The sequence below is a fragment of the Halobellus ordinarius genome (genome assembly GCF_031823395.1).
Taxonomy (GTDB): domain Archaea; phylum Halobacteriota; class Halobacteria; order Halobacteriales; family Haloferacaceae; genus Haloquadratum; species Haloquadratum ordinarius.
Genome location: NZ_JAVQKJ010000014.1, coordinates 59,691 through 76,420, shown reverse-complemented (window position 1 = coordinate 76,420; position 16,730 = coordinate 59,691). Strand labels below are relative to the sequence as shown.

Sequence of the window (16,730 nt, the reverse complement as noted above, 5' to 3'; positions counted from 1 at the left end):
GCTACCAACGCTTTTGTCCCCGCCTTCACACCTACGGCTATGGATCTGGAACTGAAGGACAACGCGGCGCTTGTGACCGCGTCGAGCAGCGGTCTCGGGAAGGCTTCGGCGCGGGCGCTCGCCGCCGAGGGCGCGGACGTCGTCCTGAACGGCCGAGAAGAGGAGCGACTCGCCGCCGCCGTCGAGGATGTCCGCGGGGACGCGGCCGACGGTGCGACCGTGATCGGCCACGCTGCGGACCTCACCGACCCCGACGAGATCGAGGGGCTCGTCCGGCGACCGGTCGACGAGTTCGGAGGGCTCGACCACCTCGTGACCTCTGCCGGCGGCCCGCCCGCGAAACCGTTTCTCGAAACGACCGACGAGGAGTGGTACGAGGCGTTCGACCTCCTCGTGATGAGCGTGGTCCGCACAGTCCGCGCGGCGACGCCGCACCTCCGCGATGGCGACGGCGGGACGATCGTGAACATCGCGTCGATTACGGTGAAGGAAGCCGTCGACGACCTCGCGCTCTCGAACTCCGTCCGGATGGGCGTCGTCGGCATCGAGAAGACCCTCTCGAAGGAACTCGCTCCGGAGATCCGCGCAAACGCCGTCCTGCCGGGAACCCACGAAACTCCGCGTGTCGAAGAGGTGGTCGAGGACCGGATCGAGCGCGGCGAGTACGAGAACTACGATGCGGCTACCGGGGAACTCAGCGCGGAGATTCCGGTCGGCCGCCTCGGTGAGCCGATGGACCTCGGACGAACCGTCGCGTTTCTCTCCTCGCCGGCATCCGCGTTCCTCTCCGGCGTGGCCCTCCCGATCGATGGCGGCGAGAGCGCCTCCAACCTCTGAACTGAGTCGAACACCGAGAGTCTGACCTCCGCTGTTCTCCCACCTGCCGGGCCACAGCGAGGCGCAAATCGGAGGTTCGTATGCGACCGACACCCGCACGGCGAAACCGGAAGCCACCTTACGATCCGACGACGACGCGGGACTGTGACGGATTCGACGGCCGAGACGTCGGGCTACGCGCGACAGATGTTGGTGACGGTCTCGCTGGGGTGGGCAACCCTCCAGACCGGTCGCTTTCTCCTCTCACCGCTGCTCCCGACGATCATCGACGACCTCGGGATCACTGAGGCGACAGCCGGGATCGCGCTGTCGGTCTTCACCGTCGCCTATGCGTTGACGCAGTATCCCGCCGGCGAGTACTCGGACCGCTGGACCCGGACGACGCTCGTCGTCCCCGCGTTGGTTATTCTGACCGTCGGATTCGCGCTCTTCGGCCTGACGACCGGTCTGGCGACGTTTATGTTCGCAGCGACTGTCGTGGGCGTCGGCAAGGGGCTGTTCGCGAGTCCCTCGCGTGCGCTCCTCTCCGATCTGTTCACGGCGAATCGCGGGCGTGCGCTCGGCATCTACGCCGCCGGCACCGACGTCGGGGGCTTACTCTCCTCGGGAATCGCTGTCATCGCGCTGACGTACTTCACCTGGCGGACGCCGTTTTTCCCCGTTGCCATCGGTCTCGGGATCCTCACCGCCGTCTACGCGGCGATAACGCGGGAGGGCTACCAGATCGGCGAGCCGTCGCTGGATCTCAGCGGGACCGTCGGACGGCTGGTGAAAAGCAGCCAGCAGCGGGAGACGCTGGTCGCCTTTGCCCTGTTTTACTTTATGGTCGGCGGCTTCATCAACTTCGTTCCGACGTACCTCGCGGCGACGAAGGGATTCTCCGAGAGCCTGGCGGGCCTGACCTTCGCAATCGTGTTCGCTGTCGGCTTCGCGGTGAAGCCGACCGCCGGAATGCTCGGCGATCGGTTCTCACGCCGTGGGGTGGGCGTTACCGGGCTCCTGGTCGCCGCTGCGGGCCTGATCGCCCTCATCGTCGCCTCCGCTGACCTCGCTGTGTGGCTGGCTGTCGGACTGCTTTCGCTCGGGTACAAGACCGGCTTCCCGCTCGCCGACGCGATCATCCTCGATGGGGCGCCCGCGGATGGAATGGGTGCGGACATCGGTGCGGCGCGGGCGCTGTTTCTCACCGCGAACGCGCTGGGTCCGGCATACGTCGGGATCGTCGCCACGTACGGTAGTTACGACCTCGCGTTCGGCGGATTCGTGGTCTGTTTGCTCGTTGCCGCCGGATTACTCGCCCGCCGCGACTGATGGGTCTCGTGATCTCACCCACCTACCGCGTCTCGGATCGCCACCCTAGATCACTTCGGGCTCGAACGGCCGAGCGGCCGTCTCCGTCGTCCAGGTGACGCGGCCCGCAGCGACGTCCACGGCGCTCACGGCGTCGTCGTCGTAGTGGGAGACGTACAGGCGCGTGTCGTCTCTCGGGTCGACTGCGGCGGCGAACGTCGGGAACTGAAGGTCGACAGTCGGTCGCTCCCCGGATCGGTCGGAATCGAGCGCGACCAGCCGCGGCCGCTTGCGGTCCAGCACCCAGGCGCTTCCGTCCGCGAGGACGACGTCGGCGGGCGCTCCCCCGACCTCGTGAGTTCGGGCCTCGCTCGGCCCCGACTCCTCCCTCGCTGCCCGCGGCACCTCGGTGACTGTCCCGTCATCCCGGCCAGCGACGAGCACCCGCGAGTCGTCGACGACGGCGTCGTAGGGGTTTGCGCCGACGTCCCACGACGATTCGACACCATCCGCCGTCAGCCGATGCAGGCGGGCGTTCCGCTGGTCGACGGCGTAGACGCCCTCGCCGGCGGCGTCGACGCCCTGGATGCGTGCATCGGGGCCAAATTCGTGCGTCGCGTGGACGGTCCCGTTCGAGTGATCGACGACGGTCACGGTCCCGTCCGCGCGACTCCCGACGAACGCGAGGCCGTCGCGGACGGCGACGTCGTGGGGTTCGGCGCCGACGCCGATCCGTCGCCGGAGTTCCAGCCGTTCGACGTCGATGACGGCCAGGGCGTCGCCGCCGGTACACGGGACGAGGACCTCGCCGTCGGTCCTCGCGAAGTGTGACGGGCCGAGAACGCCGGTTTCGACGCGCTGGACCCGACCGTCGACGACGACGCTCACGGCACGCTCGCCCATCGTCGCGACGAAGGTCCGCCCGTCGACCGTCGTCAGGTGGACCGGGTGCGCGCCGACGGCGATCCGGCCCTGTTCGGTTCCGCGTTCGGCGTCCAGGAGGACGACGCAGTCGTCCTCGGAACAGGGGACGGCGACGAGCATCAGCCCGTACAGGAGAACCCGCCGTCGTCGCTACTGCCGACGGAGCCGCTGGTCTCGACGACGGTCGTGGTCTTCGTCTCGACGGGGTAGTCGCCGCGCAGCGACTCCCGGACGTTCACCCACTCGCCGAACCCCCCGTCGTAGAGTTTGACGTCCGCGGCGCGGAGCGCGCGGAGCAGCAGCCACGTGTTCGTCGGGTCGATGTTGCCCTGCCCGTAGACGACGATCGTGCCCGACTGATCGAGGCCGGCTGCGCTGAAATACAGCTCCGCGAGCTGGGCGGGCTCCGTCATCGTCCGGCCGTCGATGTTGCCCGTCCAGTGGACGTCGATCGCGCCCGGGATGTGGCCGTGGCGGTCGTTCGACGCGACGAGCGCGTCGGACTGCCGCGCGGCGAGATACGCCTCGGGCGGTCTGACGTCGACGAGTCCCGGGCCGCCGTCGTTGAACGATCCGAGCCGGTCAGCGAGCCACTCCCGGGTGACGATCAGGTCATCCTGCGGTTCCGCCTCGTAGGTCGTCGGGTCGCGGCTCCGCCGTCCGACGCCGACGCGGCCGTTCCACGCCTCGTACCCGCCGTTCAGGACCGACACGTCGCCGTTGTGGCCGAGGTACTTCAGCGCGAAGACGACCCGGGAGACGCGCGAACCGACGCTACTGGCGTAGACGACGATGTCGTCGTCCCGGGAGATGCCGATCGATTCCAGCGCCGCCGAGATCGCGTCGACGTCGGGGACGCGTCCCGCGTCGGTCTCCGTTCTCGCCGACAGTTTTTCGACCGGTGCGTGGCGCGCGCCGTAGACGTGCTCGGTCCGGTACTGCTCGGCCGAGCGCGCATCGAGGAACACGGCGTCGTCCGCGTCGATCTGTGACGCGCCGCGGAAGTAGCCGACGTTGCCCTCGACGCTCGCGGCGCTTGCGATGTCCGTCGGGGTCGTGACGCCTGCACACCCGGCGCTGCTCGCGACACCTGTCCCCGCCGCCGCCGCGAGTAGCGACCGCCGCGTAACCTCGTAGCCGTCGTCGCTCATCTACAGTTGGTGGCCGCAGGCGCAGTTGCCGATGCAGTACGTCGTCCCCGCATCGGAGAGTTCGACCCCGAGCGACGCTATGGACGCCAGCAGGTTGCCGGCGGTGTCCTCGTCGGGCCGAACGCGCCCGGCCGTCGCGCCGTACGGTTTCGCGCCGACGGAGATGGTCTCGACGATCTCACGGGAGGCGTGTTCGATCACCTTCACCTCGTCGCTGGTCTGCACCGGGACGTACAGTTTCTCGCCCGCCGGGTCCCAGGTCCCGACGAACGCCGATCCGCCGAGGTCGATCGTCTCGATCACCTCGCCCGCCGGGATGTCCAGCACCGTGACGCTCTCGGAGTTCGCGGTGAACACGTAGCCGATCTCGGAGTCGGGGCCGATCTCGCTCGTCAGCGGCAGTTCCCCGAGGCCGTCGTCGCCCGTGAGTCGCACGCGCTCTTCGGGTTCGGCCGGGTCGCTGATGTCCCAGATGCTCTCGGTGCCGGCCTCGCCCTCGTTGTTCTCGACCAAGAGCGTCTCGCCGTCCCAAGAAACCGTGTCCATCCACGGCGCGACGGCGTCTGCGTCGTCGACGGGCGACACCGACACCTGATTGACGACCTCGAAGTCGGCGATGTCGATGACAGAGAGCGTGTCCGCGAAGATATCAGGGACGTACGCGTACTCCCCGTCGGGGTGGATCGAAACGTCACACGGCCCCGGACCGTCGTTGTCGCCGCGGCCGCCCTCGGGTTTTCTGTCGATCTCGGCCGTCACGTCGCCGAAAGAGTCCGACCCCGGATCGGCGTCGAGGCGGTACTGTTTGTGTGTCGGTTCGCGGGCGCTGACGACGAGATGAGACCCGTCGGGCGTCACTTCCTGCCAGTTTGCGCCGGATCCCGTATCGAGGGAGGCCATCTCCGAGAGCGACCCGGCGTTGACCGCCCGAACGCCGTTGTTGACGTTCAGCCACATCGCGCCGTCTGCGCTGTCGAGCAGGTTCGGGAGGAACTGGTTCGACGGGAACGACGCCGTCGCGCCCAGATACGTCGTGGTGAGCAGGTCGTCGTTCTCGGCGTCGATCACGCTGACGGTGTTGTCGCCCGTGTTGAACACGAACACCGTCGCGGGGGCCGCCTCGTCGTCGCCGCCGTCCGATCCGGAGATGGCGCCGGTACATCCGGCTGTCGCGGTCGCGCCGGCCGCGGCCGAGCCAGCCAGCAGCCGTCGCCGCGAAACCCCCGACGTCGAGTCACCTTTCCCCCGGTTCGGGTAGAGATTTTCGTCCGCAGCGTCCTCGGTCATAGCCACGCATAGTGGGTCCGGGGAGATAGGGACACCGGCACACCCCTGCGTTGCCCGTTGTCTCCGAAACCGGACCTTGTTGCTTGTACCTGGGTGAGGGGGCAAGGTTGTACTCGACCGTCAAACGAAGGTTACCGTGTGTGTATCATACGGTAATGCCGACTCTCTCGCCGTTCGCGTACATTGCCCTCTCGGTGGGCGTCGGGCTTGCGTTCGGGATCCTCCTCCAGAAGGCCCGGTTCTGTTTCGTGAGCGCCTTCCGCGATTTCGTGGCGTTCAAAGACACCCGCGTGCTCAAGGGTGTCATCGCCGGCGTCCTCGTGATGACGCTGTTCTGGAGCGCGCAGGCGACGCTGGGATACTTCCGCGGCTTCTGGACCCCCGCGTGGGGCCTCGCGTCGCTTTTCGGCGGGTTCGTCTTCGGAATCGGGATGACGATGGCCGGCGGGTGTGCCTCCGGGACGCTGTACCGCGCCGGGCAGGGCTACGTGCAGTTCTGGATCACGCTTCTGTTTATGGGAGTCGGCTACGTGCTCTTCGCGTACGCCTTCCCCACGCTCCGCTCGGTGTACTTCGAGCCGCTCCGGTTCGGCGAGGGGGCGACGCTGTATCTCGCTTTCCCGTGGCCGCCGGCGCTGACTGGCGTGCTCGTGACGGCGGTTCTGGTCCTGCTGTACGCGTTCGTCCGCGGTCGGGCGTCGCTGCCGGACGAGCCCCGACGCGGTACGGAGGCTGGTTCGGGAACCCGTGCGCAGGCGACGCTGCCGACGCGGTCGCTGACGGCGCTTGGTCTCGGGCTCCGGGAACTCCTCGCGGGCACGCGGACCTACCTTCGCGGCTTCGTCGAGGACGACCGTCCCGTCGCGGCCCGCCTGCGGGATTCGTGGGACGCCCGGACAGCCGGGATCGGGCTCGCGCTCGTCGCCAGCGTCTGGTTCTGGGTGTACGGCGCGTGGGCCATCACCGGCAGCGAGGCCAAGTGGGCGGGCTGGCTCCTCGCACAAGGCGGCGTCGACGTCGGTAACGTCGAGTACTGGGGGTCGGTCCTCTTTCGCGGCGGCGACATCTCGGTCACGATCGATATGCTGATGATCGCGGCGGTGATCGTCGGCTCCTTCCTGGCGGCGAAAGCCTCCGGCGACTTCCGCCTCCGCTGGCCGAAGGTCGAGCGCCTCCACAACCCTGTAGTCGGCGGCCTGCTGATGGGTGTCGGCTCCCGACTCGCGCCCGGCTGCAACATCGCGAACCTGTTCAGCGGCGTCGCGCTGCTGTCGCTGCACTCGCTTCTGGCCGGCCTGGGGATCATCCTCGGGACCTACGTGATGACGCACTACCTCTACCGGGAGGTCGGCTGTGCGATCTGATGGCGGGAGCCGGGCGTACCCCTTATCGGGCTCAACCACGGAGGAGACACGATGACTGACACGACGATCGACGAGAGCCGAATCGGCCGGACGCCGCTCGTGGAACTCGACGTGGACGTCCCCGCGACGGTGTGTGCGAAAGTCGAGTGGTTCAATCTCTATACTGCGGACCACGGGGGCGGCTCGATCAAATCGCGGATCGCCCGCGAGATGCTCGACGGCGCCGAGGAATCCGGCGAGTTGACGCCTGACCGGACCGTGATCGAACCCACCAGCGGCAACACGGGCAGCGAGATCGCGCGATTGGCGACCGCTCGCGGGTACGACGTCGAGATCGTGATGCCCGACAACGCAAGCGGCGGCAAGATCGAGGCCGTCCGGGACGCCGGCGCGGAGATCCACTTTGTCGACGCCGACAAGGGGTACGACGCGGTCATCGAGCGCTGCGAGGAACTCGTCGCCAGCGATCCGGAGGGCTACTACCGACCGAACCAGTACGAGAACCCCGACAACCCCGGCGCCCACGAGCGGACGACCGCCCCGGAGATCTGGGAGCAGACCGACGGCGACGTGACACACTTCGTCGCCGGCGCGGGGACGGGCGGGACGGTCACCGGCACCGGCCGCGGCCTCCACGCCCGCGGCGACGTGACCGTCGTCGGCTTCGAGCCGGCGAACCCGCTGCACGCCATCGACGGCCTCAAATACCTCAGAACCGGCGAGCACTACCACCCGGAGACCTACGACGAGTCCGTCCTCGACGAGAAGCTCTACATCGACACCGGCGACGCGTACGACCGCGCGCGAGCGCTCCGGGAGCGCTACCTCGACGAGAACCCCGAGGTCGTCGACACCGGGCAGTACGATCGCGAGACCGTCGCAGAACACCTCCGCGTCGAGGATCAGTTCGTGGTCGGGACGTCCAGCGGCGCGGGCGTTCGCGCGGCCGAGCGACTCCACGAGACGGTCGGCCTCGCTGCCGACGACGTCGTGGTGATTGTGCTCTGCGATCGCGGCGACAAGTACGCCGACATCCCGCTGTGGGAGGGCTACCTCGGCGACGACGGAGAAACGTAGGCCAGTTCGCGCGGGAGGGAGATGAAGGTCCTCAGAACGAAGACCGACCCGCTATCGCACCGCCGCTGGCTGCCGGAATCACCCGAATCCGGCTGTCTTCCTCGACCGACGCGTCCGGGTCGGAAACCTCGCTCCCGTCGACGTAGACGTTGATGAACTCCTTGATCTCGCCGTCCTCGAAGACGCTGTTCTGCAGGCCGGGACCGTGCTCTGCGGCGTGGTTCTCGAAGACTTCTCCCAGCGTCGACCCGGCGACTTCGACGGTCGACGCGCCGCGGTCGCCGAGGACTGCAGGAATCTTGATCTCGGGCATACCCTCTCTTGGGCGATAGAGCGTAAAAATGACCGGCCACCGGCAACGGGGACCTGGCGCCTATGACGGCGTCGACGGACCGAAAAGCCCGGCCGCTCGTTCGGTGGGCCGAGGAGCGCCCACGCTTCCCGGATCGCATCGTGGCGGAGAGTATGGCCCGCGTCATCGACGGCGGCGAGGCGTGTACCCCTCCAACGGGCTTATTCGGTAAGCTCACATAATAGATGCTATGAGCGGCCTCGATCTCGACCCGACACAACTCGATCGGTACTCTCGGCACATCATTATGGACGACGTGGGGCCCGAGGGGCAGCGGGACCTCCTCGACGCCGAGATACTCGTACTCGGGGCCGGCGGCCTCGGCGCGCCAATTATCCAGTATCTCGCCGCGGCGGGGGTCGGCAGCATCGGTATCGCCGACGACGACGAGGTGGAACTGTCGAACCTCCAGCGGCAGGTCATCCACGGCAATGACGACGTCGGCCGCAAGAAGGTCGACAGCGCCGCCGAGTTCGTCGCGAACCTGAACCCCGACATCGACGTCCGGACTCACGACCTCCGCGTGAGTCCCGACAACATCGAGGACCTGATCGACGGCTACGACTTCGTCGTCGACGGGACCGACAACTTCCAGACGCGGTATCTGGTCAACGACGCCTGTACGCTCGCCGGGATTCCCTTCTCGCACGGCTCGATCTTCCAGTTCGAGGGGCAGGTGACGACATTTGCCGGCACCGACGACTCGCCGTGTTACCGCTGTATGTTCCCCGAGGCCCCACCGGCCGGGATGGTCCCGAACTGTGCGACTGCGGGCGTCCTCGGCGTTCTACCGGGAACGGTCGGCTGCATTCAGGCCACCGAAGCGGTCAAGGCCATCCTCGGCAAGGGGGAACTGCTCGACGGCCGGATGGTGTTCTACGACGCCCTCGAGATGGAATTCGACACCGTCGAGATCACCAAAAAGGAGGAGTGCCCCGTCTGTGGGGACGATCCCGCGATCGATTCCGTTCACGACGTCGAGTACACGGAATCGTGTGCGATCACCCGCGAGAGCGACCCGGAAATCTCCGCGAACTGACCGTTCCGCGCCGCGTTCGGGCTGATTCGAACTCCCGACGCTCACCGGCGGGGAGATGTCGACGTGGAGCTAACGACCGAACGTTTATTCGGGTACTCGAAAAACCCCCTGGTATGATTGCCACGGCTCCCCGTGGAGGCCGCTGAGAGTGCCCGATCTCGTCTTCTGGGCGCTCGTCGTCCTGGCGACGCTCACCAGTCTCGCGACGGCGTGGGCGCTGGGCGCCAACAGCAACTCGCCGCCCTTCGCCCCGGCGATCGGTGCCAACGCCATCTCGACGATGCGCGCGGCCTTCCTCATCGGGATCCTCGCTGCGCTCGGCGCGCTGACGCAGGGCGGGGCCATCTCGGAGACGGTCGGCGCCGGCCTCATCGACGGCGTCCAGATCACGTCGCTGGCGGCGACGGCCGGGCTGCTGACCGCCACCGGTTTCATGGCCTTCGGCGTCTACTCCGGCTATCCGGTGCCCGCGGCGTTCGCGACGACCGGCGCGATGGTCGGCGTCGGCCTCTCGCTCGGCGGCGACCCGGCCATCGACACCTACCGGCGGATCGTGACCTTCTGGGCGCTCGTCCCGCCGGTCTCGGGCGGCCTCGCGTATCTCACCGCTACGCTGCTCCGCCGCGACGACATCCCAGAGACCGTCGGTGTGCCGCTGCTTGCGGGCCTGGTCGGCGGAATCATCGCCAACGTCCAGTTGGCGATCGTTCCCTCGCCGCCCGACGCCACACAGAGCTCTATTGCGGGGTTCCTCGGCAGATTGGTGGGGCTTCCCACTGTCGGCGGAGTCGACCCCGTAGTGGTTCTGGTGACAGTTCTCGCCGCCGCTGCGAGTTTCCAGTTCATCCGCCGACGGACCCAGGCGTCGGTCGAAAAGGGAGTCCGGACGTTTCTCGTCCTGTTGGGGAGCGTCGTCGCCTTCTCCAGCGGCGGCAGTCAGGTCGGACTCGCGACGGGGCCGCTCGAAAACCTCTACGGCGCCGAACTCGGCCTGCCGGGGATCGTCCTGCTGGCGCTCGGCGCGGTCGGCATCCTCGGCGGCGCGTGGATGGGGGCGCCGAGACTCCTCCAGGCCACCTCCCGGGAGTACGCACAGCTGGGGATCAGACGCTCCATCGCGGCGCTGGTGCCCGGGTTCATCATCGCCCAACTCGCCATCGCGCTCGGCATCCCGATCTCGTTCAACAACATCATCATCTCGGGCGTCATCGGCGGCGGGTTGGCCGGCGGATCGGCGGGCGTCTCCCGCCGGAAGATCGGCGTGACGATCGCCTTCTGGCTCATCACGCTCGTCGCCTCGATCACGATCGGCTACGGGCTCTACAAGGTCTTCGCCGCGGTGCTCGGTGGGTAACCTGGCTCACCGAACGACGGTGACGGTCACGGGCGCCTTGCCGACGACGGTCGTCGCCACCGTTCCGAGCAACCGGCGGCCGATGTCGCTGCGGTCGCCGCCGTGGCCGCCCATCACGACGTGATCGATGTCGTGGCCGTCGACGTACCCGAGAATAGTGTCTGCCGGGTCCCCCGTCTCGACAGCCGTCTCGACCTCCCGGTCGGACTCGCTGGCCCGTGTTTTGGCCCGGTCGACGATGCGGTCGGCTCTGTCGAGGGCGCGCTCCTGGCGCTCGCTCCCCGGTTCGAGAATCCCGCCCTCGCTCATCTTGGCGTCCATCGGCGTCACTACGTTCAGGACCGTCACCGAACAGTCGAAGGTATCCAGCGCGTGCACGAGCGCCTTGTCCGAGAGCGGCGACCCGTCCAGCGGAACGAGGACGTGCGAAGGTGCCATAGGGACTCCTCGGGGCGGGGGCACAAATTCCCGGCGGTCGGCCGGTGCAATGACTGGAGAGTGACCGACACCTCGACCGGTGCCGCCTCTGAAACCGAGAGAGCGGTGCTACTCCTCGACGACGACGCGCTCGCCCTCGAACTCGTCGCCGGTCCACCGCCAGGAGCCGAGGAAGGGGTACCCGTCGAACGCACAGATCGCATAGGAGTAGCCCGGCCACGTCGCGCGGTCGGCGTCGGTCTCGCTCGGATGCGTCGGTCCCGACGGGTGGCTGTGGTAGAACCCCACGACCTCGTGACCGGCGGCTTCGAGCTCCTCTGTCACCGCCAGTTGCTCTTCGGGATCCATCGCATAGCGGATCTGCGGGGTCTCGGCGGCGTTGTCGACCGGATACACCTCGGCGACGTGGCTCTCAGTCTCGCCGTGCTCGCCGGCGAGGATCCCGCAGATCTCCTCGTCGCCGCCGTCGTAGCCCTGGTAGACGATCTCGTCGTAGGCCGCTCGGGTGAACGAGATCACGGGTCAGGAGTCGTCGTCGCACTCCTCGGGGCCGGTCTCGAGGTCGTAGTCCCAGTCCCGGTACCCGCCGGCCATACTCTTGACCGCCGATCCGTCGTCGACGCCCTCGTAGCTGCCGATGAGCCGTGCCGCCTGGACGGAGGATTGCCCGATCGGACAGGCGACGACCACGTCGTCGCCCCACTCGACCTCGTCGACGCGGCGCGGAAGTTCGGCCATCGGGATGTTCTTCGCGCCGGGGATGTGTCCACGCTCGAACTGTGCAGGCTGGCGAATGTCGATAATCTGGGTGTCCTCGCCCGCCTCTAGCTTCTTTTTGACGTCTTCGGTGGAGACTTCTTCGACCATCTTACTGTTTCCGGAGGAAGATCCGGTATCGACCGTCGCCGCTCTTCCAGACGTTTGCTTCGGCCTGATCGGCGACCGCTTTCGGGACGTTCTCCGTGCTCGGGACGTGGTCAGTCTCCTGGACCAGCATATCGCCCGATTCGAGCCCCTGAATGGCCTTTTTGGCTTCCACCTGCGGGTACGGACACACCTCGCCGGTCATATCCTGTACCTCCGTCGCACGGTCGAACAGTTCCTCGGCCGTTTCGTCGTCGAGTTCGTCGGGAAGGTCGACGACGTCCTCCCAGCTTGAATCTGCCATAGTGAGTCTCAGGATCTCTCGGGCCATACCCATTTCGGAGGGCGCAGAGCTGACCTCTATCTCTGACATCGCAGAGCGGGAGTCCGGACCGCCCCGGCCGTTTGGGTTATAGTCGCGCCGCCCGGAATGGAACACGATGGAACTCGTCGCCGTCGCTGCGCTGGCTGAAAACCGCGTGATCGGTCGCAACGGTGAACTCCCGTGGGAGAGCATCCCGGCTGACAAGCGCCAGTACCGCGAACGCGTCGCCGACGCGCCCGTCATCCTCGGCCGGCGGACCTTCGAGTCGATGCTGGAGAACCTCCCGGGCAGTCACCAGATCGTGCTGAGCCGCACCGAGCGCGACTATCCTGTCGCGACGGCGTCGCACGCGGGCGACGTCGAGGCCGCGATCGCGGTGGCCGAGTCGCTCACCGACGGGGAGGTGTACGTTCTCGGCGGCGCAAAGATCTACGAGCTGTTCCAGCCCCACGTCGACCGGATGATGCTGAGCCGCGTCCCCGGCGAGTACGAGGGGGACGTCTGGTATCCGGAGTGGGACGAAACCGAGTGGCTGCTGACGTCTGCCTCCGAGGAGGCGGGCTTCACGCTGGAGCAGTGGGTTCGTCAAGCGAGTGACTGATCGACGGAGTCCGTCTGGTACTGATTACGCTCACGTTTCACCCCCGAGCGCTACCCTGTCGACGGCGCTTTGCGGGAAGAGACGAGCGTAATCTGTCTCAGGCTTCTCCGATCTTCGCCGCGAACTTCTCTCTGACTTTCTCGACTTTCGGTGCCGCGTGCATCCGGCAGTACGCGTCGTTGGGGTGTTTCTCGAAGTAGTCCTGGTGTTTCTCCTCGGCGCGGTAGAACGTCTCTAACGGCGCTAGTTCGGTGACGACCTCGTCGTCGTACTCCGAATCGAGCGCGTCGATGTAGGCGGCCGCCTGCTCGCGCTGTGTCTCGTCGTGATAGAGGACGATCGAGCGGTACTGGGAGCCGACATCCGGACCCTGGCGGTTCAGTTGCGTCGGGTCGTGCGTCGCGAAAAACACCTCAAGCAGTTCGTCGTAGGCTAAGACCTCCGGATCGTAGGTCACCTGCACGACCTCGGCGTGGCCGGTCTTTCCGGAACAGACCTCTCGGTAGGAGGGGTCCTCCGTGTGACCGCCGGCGTAGCCTGATGTGACCGACTTCACGCCGCCGAGTTCCTTCATCGCCGCCTCGGTACACCAGAAGCAGCCGCCGCCGAACGTCGCGGATTCGGGCATACCCGTGGTAGGGCTCCAATCCGTATGTATGTGGCGCGCGGGTCAGAGACCTGCTCGCGAGCTGTTGTTCCGGATGATCGGGGAGCTATTCGTCAGGGTCCGCGAGCCGTCCCGGCGACCACTCGCCCTCGAAGTCGCGGTGCGTGTAGGGTTTCGCGTCCTCGCCCGCGTAGGTCGCGACGAGCTGGCCGTCGCCCTCCAGGTGGTACTTGTAGGTCGTCAGCCCCTCCAGGCCGACCGGGCCGCGGGCGTGCGTCTTGCCGGTGCTGATCCCGACCTCCGCGCCCAGGCCGAACCGGTAGCCGTCGGCGAAGCGGGTCGAGGCGTTGTGGAAGACGGACGCGGCGTCGACGCGCCGCATAAATTCGCCCGCGCGGTCGGCGTCCTCGGTGATGATCGACTCGGTGTGCTTCGAGCCGTAGGTGTTGACGTGGTCGATGGCGTCCTCGGCGGAGTCGACGATCTTGATCGAGAGGATCAGATCGCCGTACTCCGTCGACCAGTCCTCCTCGCTCGCGGCGTCCATCTCGACGATCTCGCGGGCGCGCTCGTCGCCCCGGAGTTCGACCCCCGCGTCGCGGTAGCGGGTTGCGAGGCTGGGCAGCACTGCCTCGGCGACCGATTCGTGGACCAGGAGCGTCTCGACGGCGTTGCAGACGGCGGGGTACTGCACTTTCGCGTCGAATGCGATGTCGGCCGCCATCTCCAGGTCCGCCTCGGAGTCGACGTAGACGTGACAGACGCCCTCCGTGTGTCCCAGGACGGGAATGCTCGTGTTCTCCTCGACGTAGCTCACGAACGCCGAACTGCCCCGCGGCATCAGGAGGTCGACGGCGTCGTCGCGGTCCAGCAGGGTCTCGACGTCCTCGCGGGCCTCGATGAGTTGCGCCCATCCGTCCGGGACGTCCGACGCGGCCTCACGGATGATCTCATAGAGGATCCGGTTGGATTCGGCGGCCTCGCTGCCGCCCTTGAGGATGACCGCGTTACCTGATTTGAGGCTCAGCGCGGCGATCTGGACCAGCGCATCTGGCCGGGACTCGAAGACGGTGCCGAGGACGCCGATCGGGACCGACACCTTGTACAGTTCCAGGTCCTCGTCGAGTTCCCGCGCGGCCAGCGTCCGGCCGAGGGGATCCTCCTGGCCGGCGACGCTGCGGACCATCTCGGCGATGTCGCCCAGTTTCGATTCCGAGAGCTTCAGTCGGTCGACGAACGCCTGGGTGTACTCGCCGGCTTCGAGCAACTCTTCGGCCGCCGCGACGTCGCGCTCGTTGGCTTCGAGGATCTCCTCGCTTTTCGCTTCGATCGCGTCGGCGATCGCCTGCAGCGCCTCGTTCCGCGTCGCCTCCGAGAGGTTCGCGAGTTCGAGTGCTGCGGACTGTGCTTCAGTGATCTTCGTCTCGGTGGATTTCTCGGTGGTTTGCTCGCTCATAGGTGATCGTTGATCGGCGTGAAGATAGTTCCCACGGGGCGTTCGGTTGCGACCTTCTCTAAGACGTCCTCCTCTGTCGAACGGGCGATGACCGCCGGGATGCCGTGCTCGCTGACGGTGCGTGCGCCCTGGACTTTCGTGCGGATGCCGCCGAAGGACCCGCTGGCGCTCTCCTCGACGATTGCCTCCACCTCGTCGTAGTTGCGGCCAACCGCCTCGATGCGTTCCGCCTCGGGGTTCTCCTTGGGGTTACCGGTGTAGACGCCGCCGACGTCGGTCAGCGTGACAAGCAGATCCGCGTCGACGCCGATGGCGATCGACGCCGAGATCATGTCGTTGTCGCCGATCCGGATCTCCTCGGTCGCGACGGCGTCGTTCTCGTTGACGATCGGGACCACGCCCCACCCGAGGAGCGTCTCGATGGTGTTCTTGAAGTTCGTGAATCGCTCGGGGTCTTCGAGGTCGTGTTCGGTCACCAGAATCTGTGCGACGGTGAGCCCGTATCGCTCGAAGCTCTCGGTGTAGCGCCGCATCAGGTGGCTCTGTCCGATCGTCGACAGCGCCTGCGACTCCTCGACGGTGTCGTCCCGGGCGAAGCCGATCCGGCCCTTTCCGGCGCCGATCGCTCCCGACGAGACCAGGATGACCTCCTTGTCCCGTTCGACCAGCCCCGCGACGTCATCGACGAGTTTGTCGAGTTTCCCGTCGTCGAGATTCGAGGATTCGTCGGTGAGGGAGTTCGTTCCCGCCTTCACGACGACGCGACCGGCGCTCGCGGCCAGCGACCGCGCACTGGAGACTTCCTCGGCGGTGACGCCACCGCTCATTGCCGTCCTCCGACGGCGAACCCGCTCTCTGTGCGACCGGTGCTGCTCATTCGTCGGCTCCCTCCGACAACTCGACCGAGCGCCGCCGGGCGGCGCTCAGTGCGTCACCGACGACCGTATCGACGTCGCTGTCGAACAGAACGTCCATCCCCTCGATCGTCGTGCCGCCCGGCGAGCAGACGGCGTCGATCAGCGAGTCGATATCCCTGTCGGACTGGAGGACGGTCTCGGCGGCGCCGACGAACGTCTGCGCGGCGAGCACCCTCGCGTCCTCGGGGTCCAGTCCTTCCTCGACGGCGCGGTCCCGCATTGCTTGAATCAGGTAGAATACGAACGCGGGGCCGCTCCCGTTCAGCGCCGTGGCGACGTGCATCAGGTCCTCGTCGATCTCGACGAACGACCCGAGATCCGAGAGCATCTGCCGGACGTTCTCGTCGGGTTCGTCCCACGAGACGGCTGCAGCCATATTCCGCGTCTCGGCCGCCAGATTCGGCATCACGCGGATCACTGTCGCTTCGGTCTCCGCCTGGACGACCCCGCGCGAGACGCCCGCCGCGATGGTCACCAGTGTCCCGTCGGCGTCGAGAGCAAGATCCTCGAGCACAAGCGGGACGATATCGGGCTTCACCGCGAGGACGACGACGTCAGATCCCTGTACGTCTTCGAGGCTCGTCGTCGTCCGATCACAGTAGGCCTCGACTCCCTCGAAGGCGTCGGGGTCGACGTCGTACCCCGTGATTCTGTAATTTTCCGCCTTCGAGAGCCCCGTGATGAGGGCGCTGCCCATATTTCCACAGCCGATCACGCTGACGTCAATCATCTTGTGGAGACGTAGGAGTGGCCGCCGATATACGAACTTTGGTTTCGCTCCGGAATTCGGCGGCCGTCGGGTCCCTCCAAAACCGCCGTTCCGGTGCGGGCTGTCGGCCGCCGGCGC

The 16,730-nt window shown here is 67.0% G+C and carries 19 protein-coding genes; 7 read left to right on the top strand and 12 right to left on the bottom strand.

Translation table 11 applies throughout. The annotated features are described in order from the left end of the window. Positions 1–39 precede the first annotated feature (39 nt). Complete coding sequence (locus RJT48_RS17850) at positions 40–837, top strand: SDR family oxidoreductase (protein ID WP_311173710.1); 798 nt, start codon at positions 40–42, stop codon at positions 835–837. 186 nt (positions 838–1,023) lie between these two features. Then, positions 1,024–2,148 carry an MFS transporter gene (locus RJT48_RS17845; protein WP_311173787.1) on the top strand — a complete coding sequence of 375 codons (1,125 nt, stop codon included), beginning with the start codon at positions 1,024–1,026 and terminating at the stop codon, positions 2,146–2,148. A gap of 45 nt (positions 2,149–2,193) precedes the next feature. Here RJT48_RS17845 and RJT48_RS17840 read toward each other — a convergent pair whose 3' ends face one another. The 3 genes from RJT48_RS17840 to RJT48_RS17830 are packed head-to-tail and all read right to left on the bottom strand — an operon-like array spanning position 2,194 to position 5,489. Continuing rightward, the gene (locus tag RJT48_RS17840) at positions 2,194–3,171 is read right to left on the bottom strand and encodes a hypothetical protein (protein WP_311173709.1); all 978 of its coding nucleotides are present in this window, start codon (positions 3,169–3,171) and stop codon (positions 2,194–2,196) included. After that, positions 3,171–4,202, bottom strand: a complete 1,032-nt coding sequence (locus RJT48_RS17835; protein WP_311173708.1) for a sulfurtransferase — start codon at positions 4,200–4,202, stop codon at positions 3,171–3,173. The genes RJT48_RS17840 and RJT48_RS17835 overlap by 1 nt, the downstream gene beginning before the upstream one ends. After that, complete coding sequence (locus RJT48_RS17830; protein WP_311173707.1) at positions 4,203–5,489, bottom strand: YncE family protein; 1,287 nt, start codon at positions 5,487–5,489, stop codon at positions 4,203–4,205. Positions 5,490–5,644: 155 nt separating this feature from the next. Here RJT48_RS17830 and RJT48_RS17825 point away from each other — a divergent pair, with 155 nt between their 5' ends. Together RJT48_RS17825 and RJT48_RS17820 are read left to right on the top strand one after the other, a co-directional pair. Then, complete coding sequence (locus RJT48_RS17825) at positions 5,645–6,853, top strand: YeeE/YedE family protein (protein ID WP_311173706.1); 1,209 nt, start codon at positions 5,645–5,647, stop codon at positions 6,851–6,853. Positions 6,854–6,904: 51 nt separating this feature from the next. After that, positions 6,905–7,930 carry a PLP-dependent cysteine synthase family protein gene (locus RJT48_RS17820; RefSeq protein WP_311173704.1) on the top strand — a complete coding sequence of 342 codons (1,026 nt, stop codon included), beginning with the start codon at positions 6,905–6,907 and terminating at the stop codon, positions 7,928–7,930. Positions 7,931–7,961: 31 nt separating this feature from the next. Here the strand turns inward: RJT48_RS17820 and RJT48_RS17815 are convergent, their stop codons facing one another. Continuing rightward, a complete protein-coding gene (locus tag RJT48_RS17815) occupies positions 7,962–8,243 on the bottom strand; it encodes a MoaD/ThiS family protein (protein WP_311173702.1) in 282 nt (93 codons plus the stop codon). A 229-nt stretch (positions 8,244–8,472) separates the two neighbouring features. On the opposite strand from RJT48_RS17815, the gene ubaA reads away from it, so the two are divergent. Both ubaA and RJT48_RS17805 read left to right on the top strand, forming a co-directional pair. Beyond that, a complete protein-coding gene (gene ubaA / locus RJT48_RS17810) occupies positions 8,473–9,321 on the top strand; it encodes an SAMP-activating enzyme E1 (protein ID WP_311173700.1) in 849 nt (282 codons plus the stop codon). A 148-nt stretch (positions 9,322–9,469) separates the two neighbouring features. After that, positions 9,470–10,675, top strand: a complete 1,206-nt coding sequence (locus RJT48_RS17805; protein WP_311173698.1) for an inorganic phosphate transporter — start codon at positions 9,470–9,472, stop codon at positions 10,673–10,675. A 6-nt stretch (positions 10,676–10,681) separates the two neighbouring features. Here the strand turns inward: RJT48_RS17805 and RJT48_RS17800 are convergent, their stop codons facing one another. From RJT48_RS17800 to RJT48_RS17785, 4 genes are all read right to left on the bottom strand, one after another. Next, positions 10,682–11,113, bottom strand: a complete 432-nt coding sequence (locus RJT48_RS17800; RefSeq protein ID WP_311173696.1) for a universal stress protein — start codon at positions 11,111–11,113, stop codon at positions 10,682–10,684. Positions 11,114–11,221: 108 nt separating this feature from the next. Next, positions 11,222–11,632 carry a desampylase gene (locus RJT48_RS17795; protein ID WP_311173694.1) on the bottom strand — a complete coding sequence of 137 codons (411 nt, stop codon included), beginning with the start codon at positions 11,630–11,632 and terminating at the stop codon, positions 11,222–11,224. Between the two features lie 3 nt (positions 11,633–11,635). Next, the gene (locus RJT48_RS17790) at positions 11,636–11,980 is read right to left on the bottom strand and encodes a rhodanese-like domain-containing protein (RefSeq protein WP_311173692.1); all 345 of its coding nucleotides are present in this window, start codon (positions 11,978–11,980) and stop codon (positions 11,636–11,638) included. A gap of 1 nt (position 11,981) precedes the next feature. Next, positions 11,982–12,281 carry a sulfurtransferase TusA family protein gene (locus RJT48_RS17785; protein WP_311173691.1) on the bottom strand — a complete coding sequence of 100 codons (300 nt, stop codon included), beginning with the start codon at positions 12,279–12,281 and terminating at the stop codon, positions 11,982–11,984. 136 nt (positions 12,282–12,417) lie between these two features. Between RJT48_RS17785 and RJT48_RS17780 the strand changes: the two genes are divergently transcribed. After that, positions 12,418–12,903: a dihydrofolate reductase gene (locus tag RJT48_RS17780; protein ID WP_311173690.1), complete on the top strand. Its 486-nt coding sequence runs from the start codon at positions 12,418–12,420 to the stop codon at positions 12,901–12,903. A gap of 97 nt (positions 12,904–13,000) precedes the next feature. Here the strand turns inward: RJT48_RS17780 and msrA are convergent, their stop codons facing one another. From msrA to proC, 4 genes are all read right to left on the bottom strand, one after another. Next, complete coding sequence (gene msrA / locus RJT48_RS17775; protein WP_311173688.1) at positions 13,001–13,531, bottom strand: peptide-methionine (S)-S-oxide reductase MsrA; 531 nt, start codon at positions 13,529–13,531, stop codon at positions 13,001–13,003. 85 nt (positions 13,532–13,616) lie between these two features. Further along, on the bottom strand, positions 13,617–14,966 hold the full coding sequence (locus RJT48_RS17770) for a glutamate-5-semialdehyde dehydrogenase (protein WP_311173687.1): 1,350 nt from the start codon (positions 14,964–14,966) through the stop codon (positions 13,617–13,619). After that, positions 14,963–15,793: a glutamate 5-kinase gene (proB, locus tag RJT48_RS17765; protein ID WP_311173686.1), complete on the bottom strand. Its 831-nt coding sequence runs from the start codon at positions 15,791–15,793 to the stop codon at positions 14,963–14,965. The genes RJT48_RS17770 and proB overlap by 4 nt, the downstream gene beginning before the upstream one ends. A gap of 46 nt (positions 15,794–15,839) precedes the next feature. Beyond that, positions 15,840–16,613 (bottom strand): pyrroline-5-carboxylate reductase, encoded by a 774-nt coding sequence (gene proC / locus RJT48_RS17760; protein ID WP_311173684.1) that lies wholly within the window; start codon positions 16,611–16,613, stop codon positions 15,840–15,842. Positions 16,614–16,730: the final 117 nt, after the last annotated feature.

Coding starts and splice junctions, on each gene's coding strand:
- RJT48_RS17770 (WP_311173687.1), bottom strand. CDS start 14,966: ATGAGCGAGCAAACCACCGAGAAATCCACCGAGACGAAGATCACTGAA.
- RJT48_RS17800 (WP_311173696.1), bottom strand. CDS start 11,113: ATGGCACCTTCGCACGTCCTCGTTCCGCTGGACGGGTCGCCGCTCTCG.
- ubaA (WP_311173700.1), top strand. CDS start 8,473: ATGAGCGGCCTCGATCTCGACCCGACACAACTCGATCGGTACTCTCGG.
- RJT48_RS17820 (WP_311173704.1), top strand. CDS start 6,905: ATGACTGACACGACGATCGACGAGAGCCGAATCGGCCGGACGCCGCTC.
- RJT48_RS17835 (WP_311173708.1), bottom strand. CDS start 4,202: ATGAGCGACGACGGCTACGAGGTTACGCGGCGGTCGCTACTCGCGGCG.
- RJT48_RS17850 (WP_311173710.1), top strand. CDS start 40: ATGGATCTGGAACTGAAGGACAACGCGGCGCTTGTGACCGCGTCGAGC.
- RJT48_RS17790 (WP_311173692.1), bottom strand. CDS start 11,980: ATGGTCGAAGAAGTCTCCACCGAAGACGTCAAAAAGAAGCTAGAGGCG.
- RJT48_RS17845 (WP_311173787.1), top strand. CDS start 1,024: ATGTTGGTGACGGTCTCGCTGGGGTGGGCAACCCTCCAGACCGGTCGC.
- RJT48_RS17785 (WP_311173691.1), bottom strand. CDS start 12,281: ATGGCAGATTCAAGCTGGGAGGACGTCGTCGACCTTCCCGACGAACTC.
- RJT48_RS17830 (WP_311173707.1), bottom strand. CDS start 5,489: ATGACCGAGGACGCTGCGGACGAAAATCTCTACCCGAACCGGGGGAAA.
- RJT48_RS17815 (WP_311173702.1), bottom strand. CDS start 8,243: ATGCCCGAGATCAAGATTCCTGCAGTCCTCGGCGACCGCGGCGCGTCG.
- RJT48_RS17840 (WP_311173709.1), bottom strand. CDS start 3,171: ATGCTCGTCGCCGTCCCCTGTTCCGAGGACGACTGCGTCGTCCTCCTG.
- RJT48_RS17825 (WP_311173706.1), top strand. CDS start 5,645: ATGCCGACTCTCTCGCCGTTCGCGTACATTGCCCTCTCGGTGGGCGTC.
- proC (WP_311173684.1), bottom strand. CDS start 16,613: ATGATTGACGTCAGCGTGATCGGCTGTGGAAATATGGGCAGCGCCCTC.
- msrA (WP_311173688.1), bottom strand. CDS start 13,531: ATGCCCGAATCCGCGACGTTCGGCGGCGGCTGCTTCTGGTGTACCGAG.
- RJT48_RS17780 (WP_311173690.1), top strand. CDS start 12,418: ATGGAACTCGTCGCCGTCGCTGCGCTGGCTGAAAACCGCGTGATCGGT.
- proB (WP_311173686.1), bottom strand. CDS start 15,793: ATGAGCGGTGGCGTCACCGCCGAGGAAGTCTCCAGTGCGCGGTCGCTG.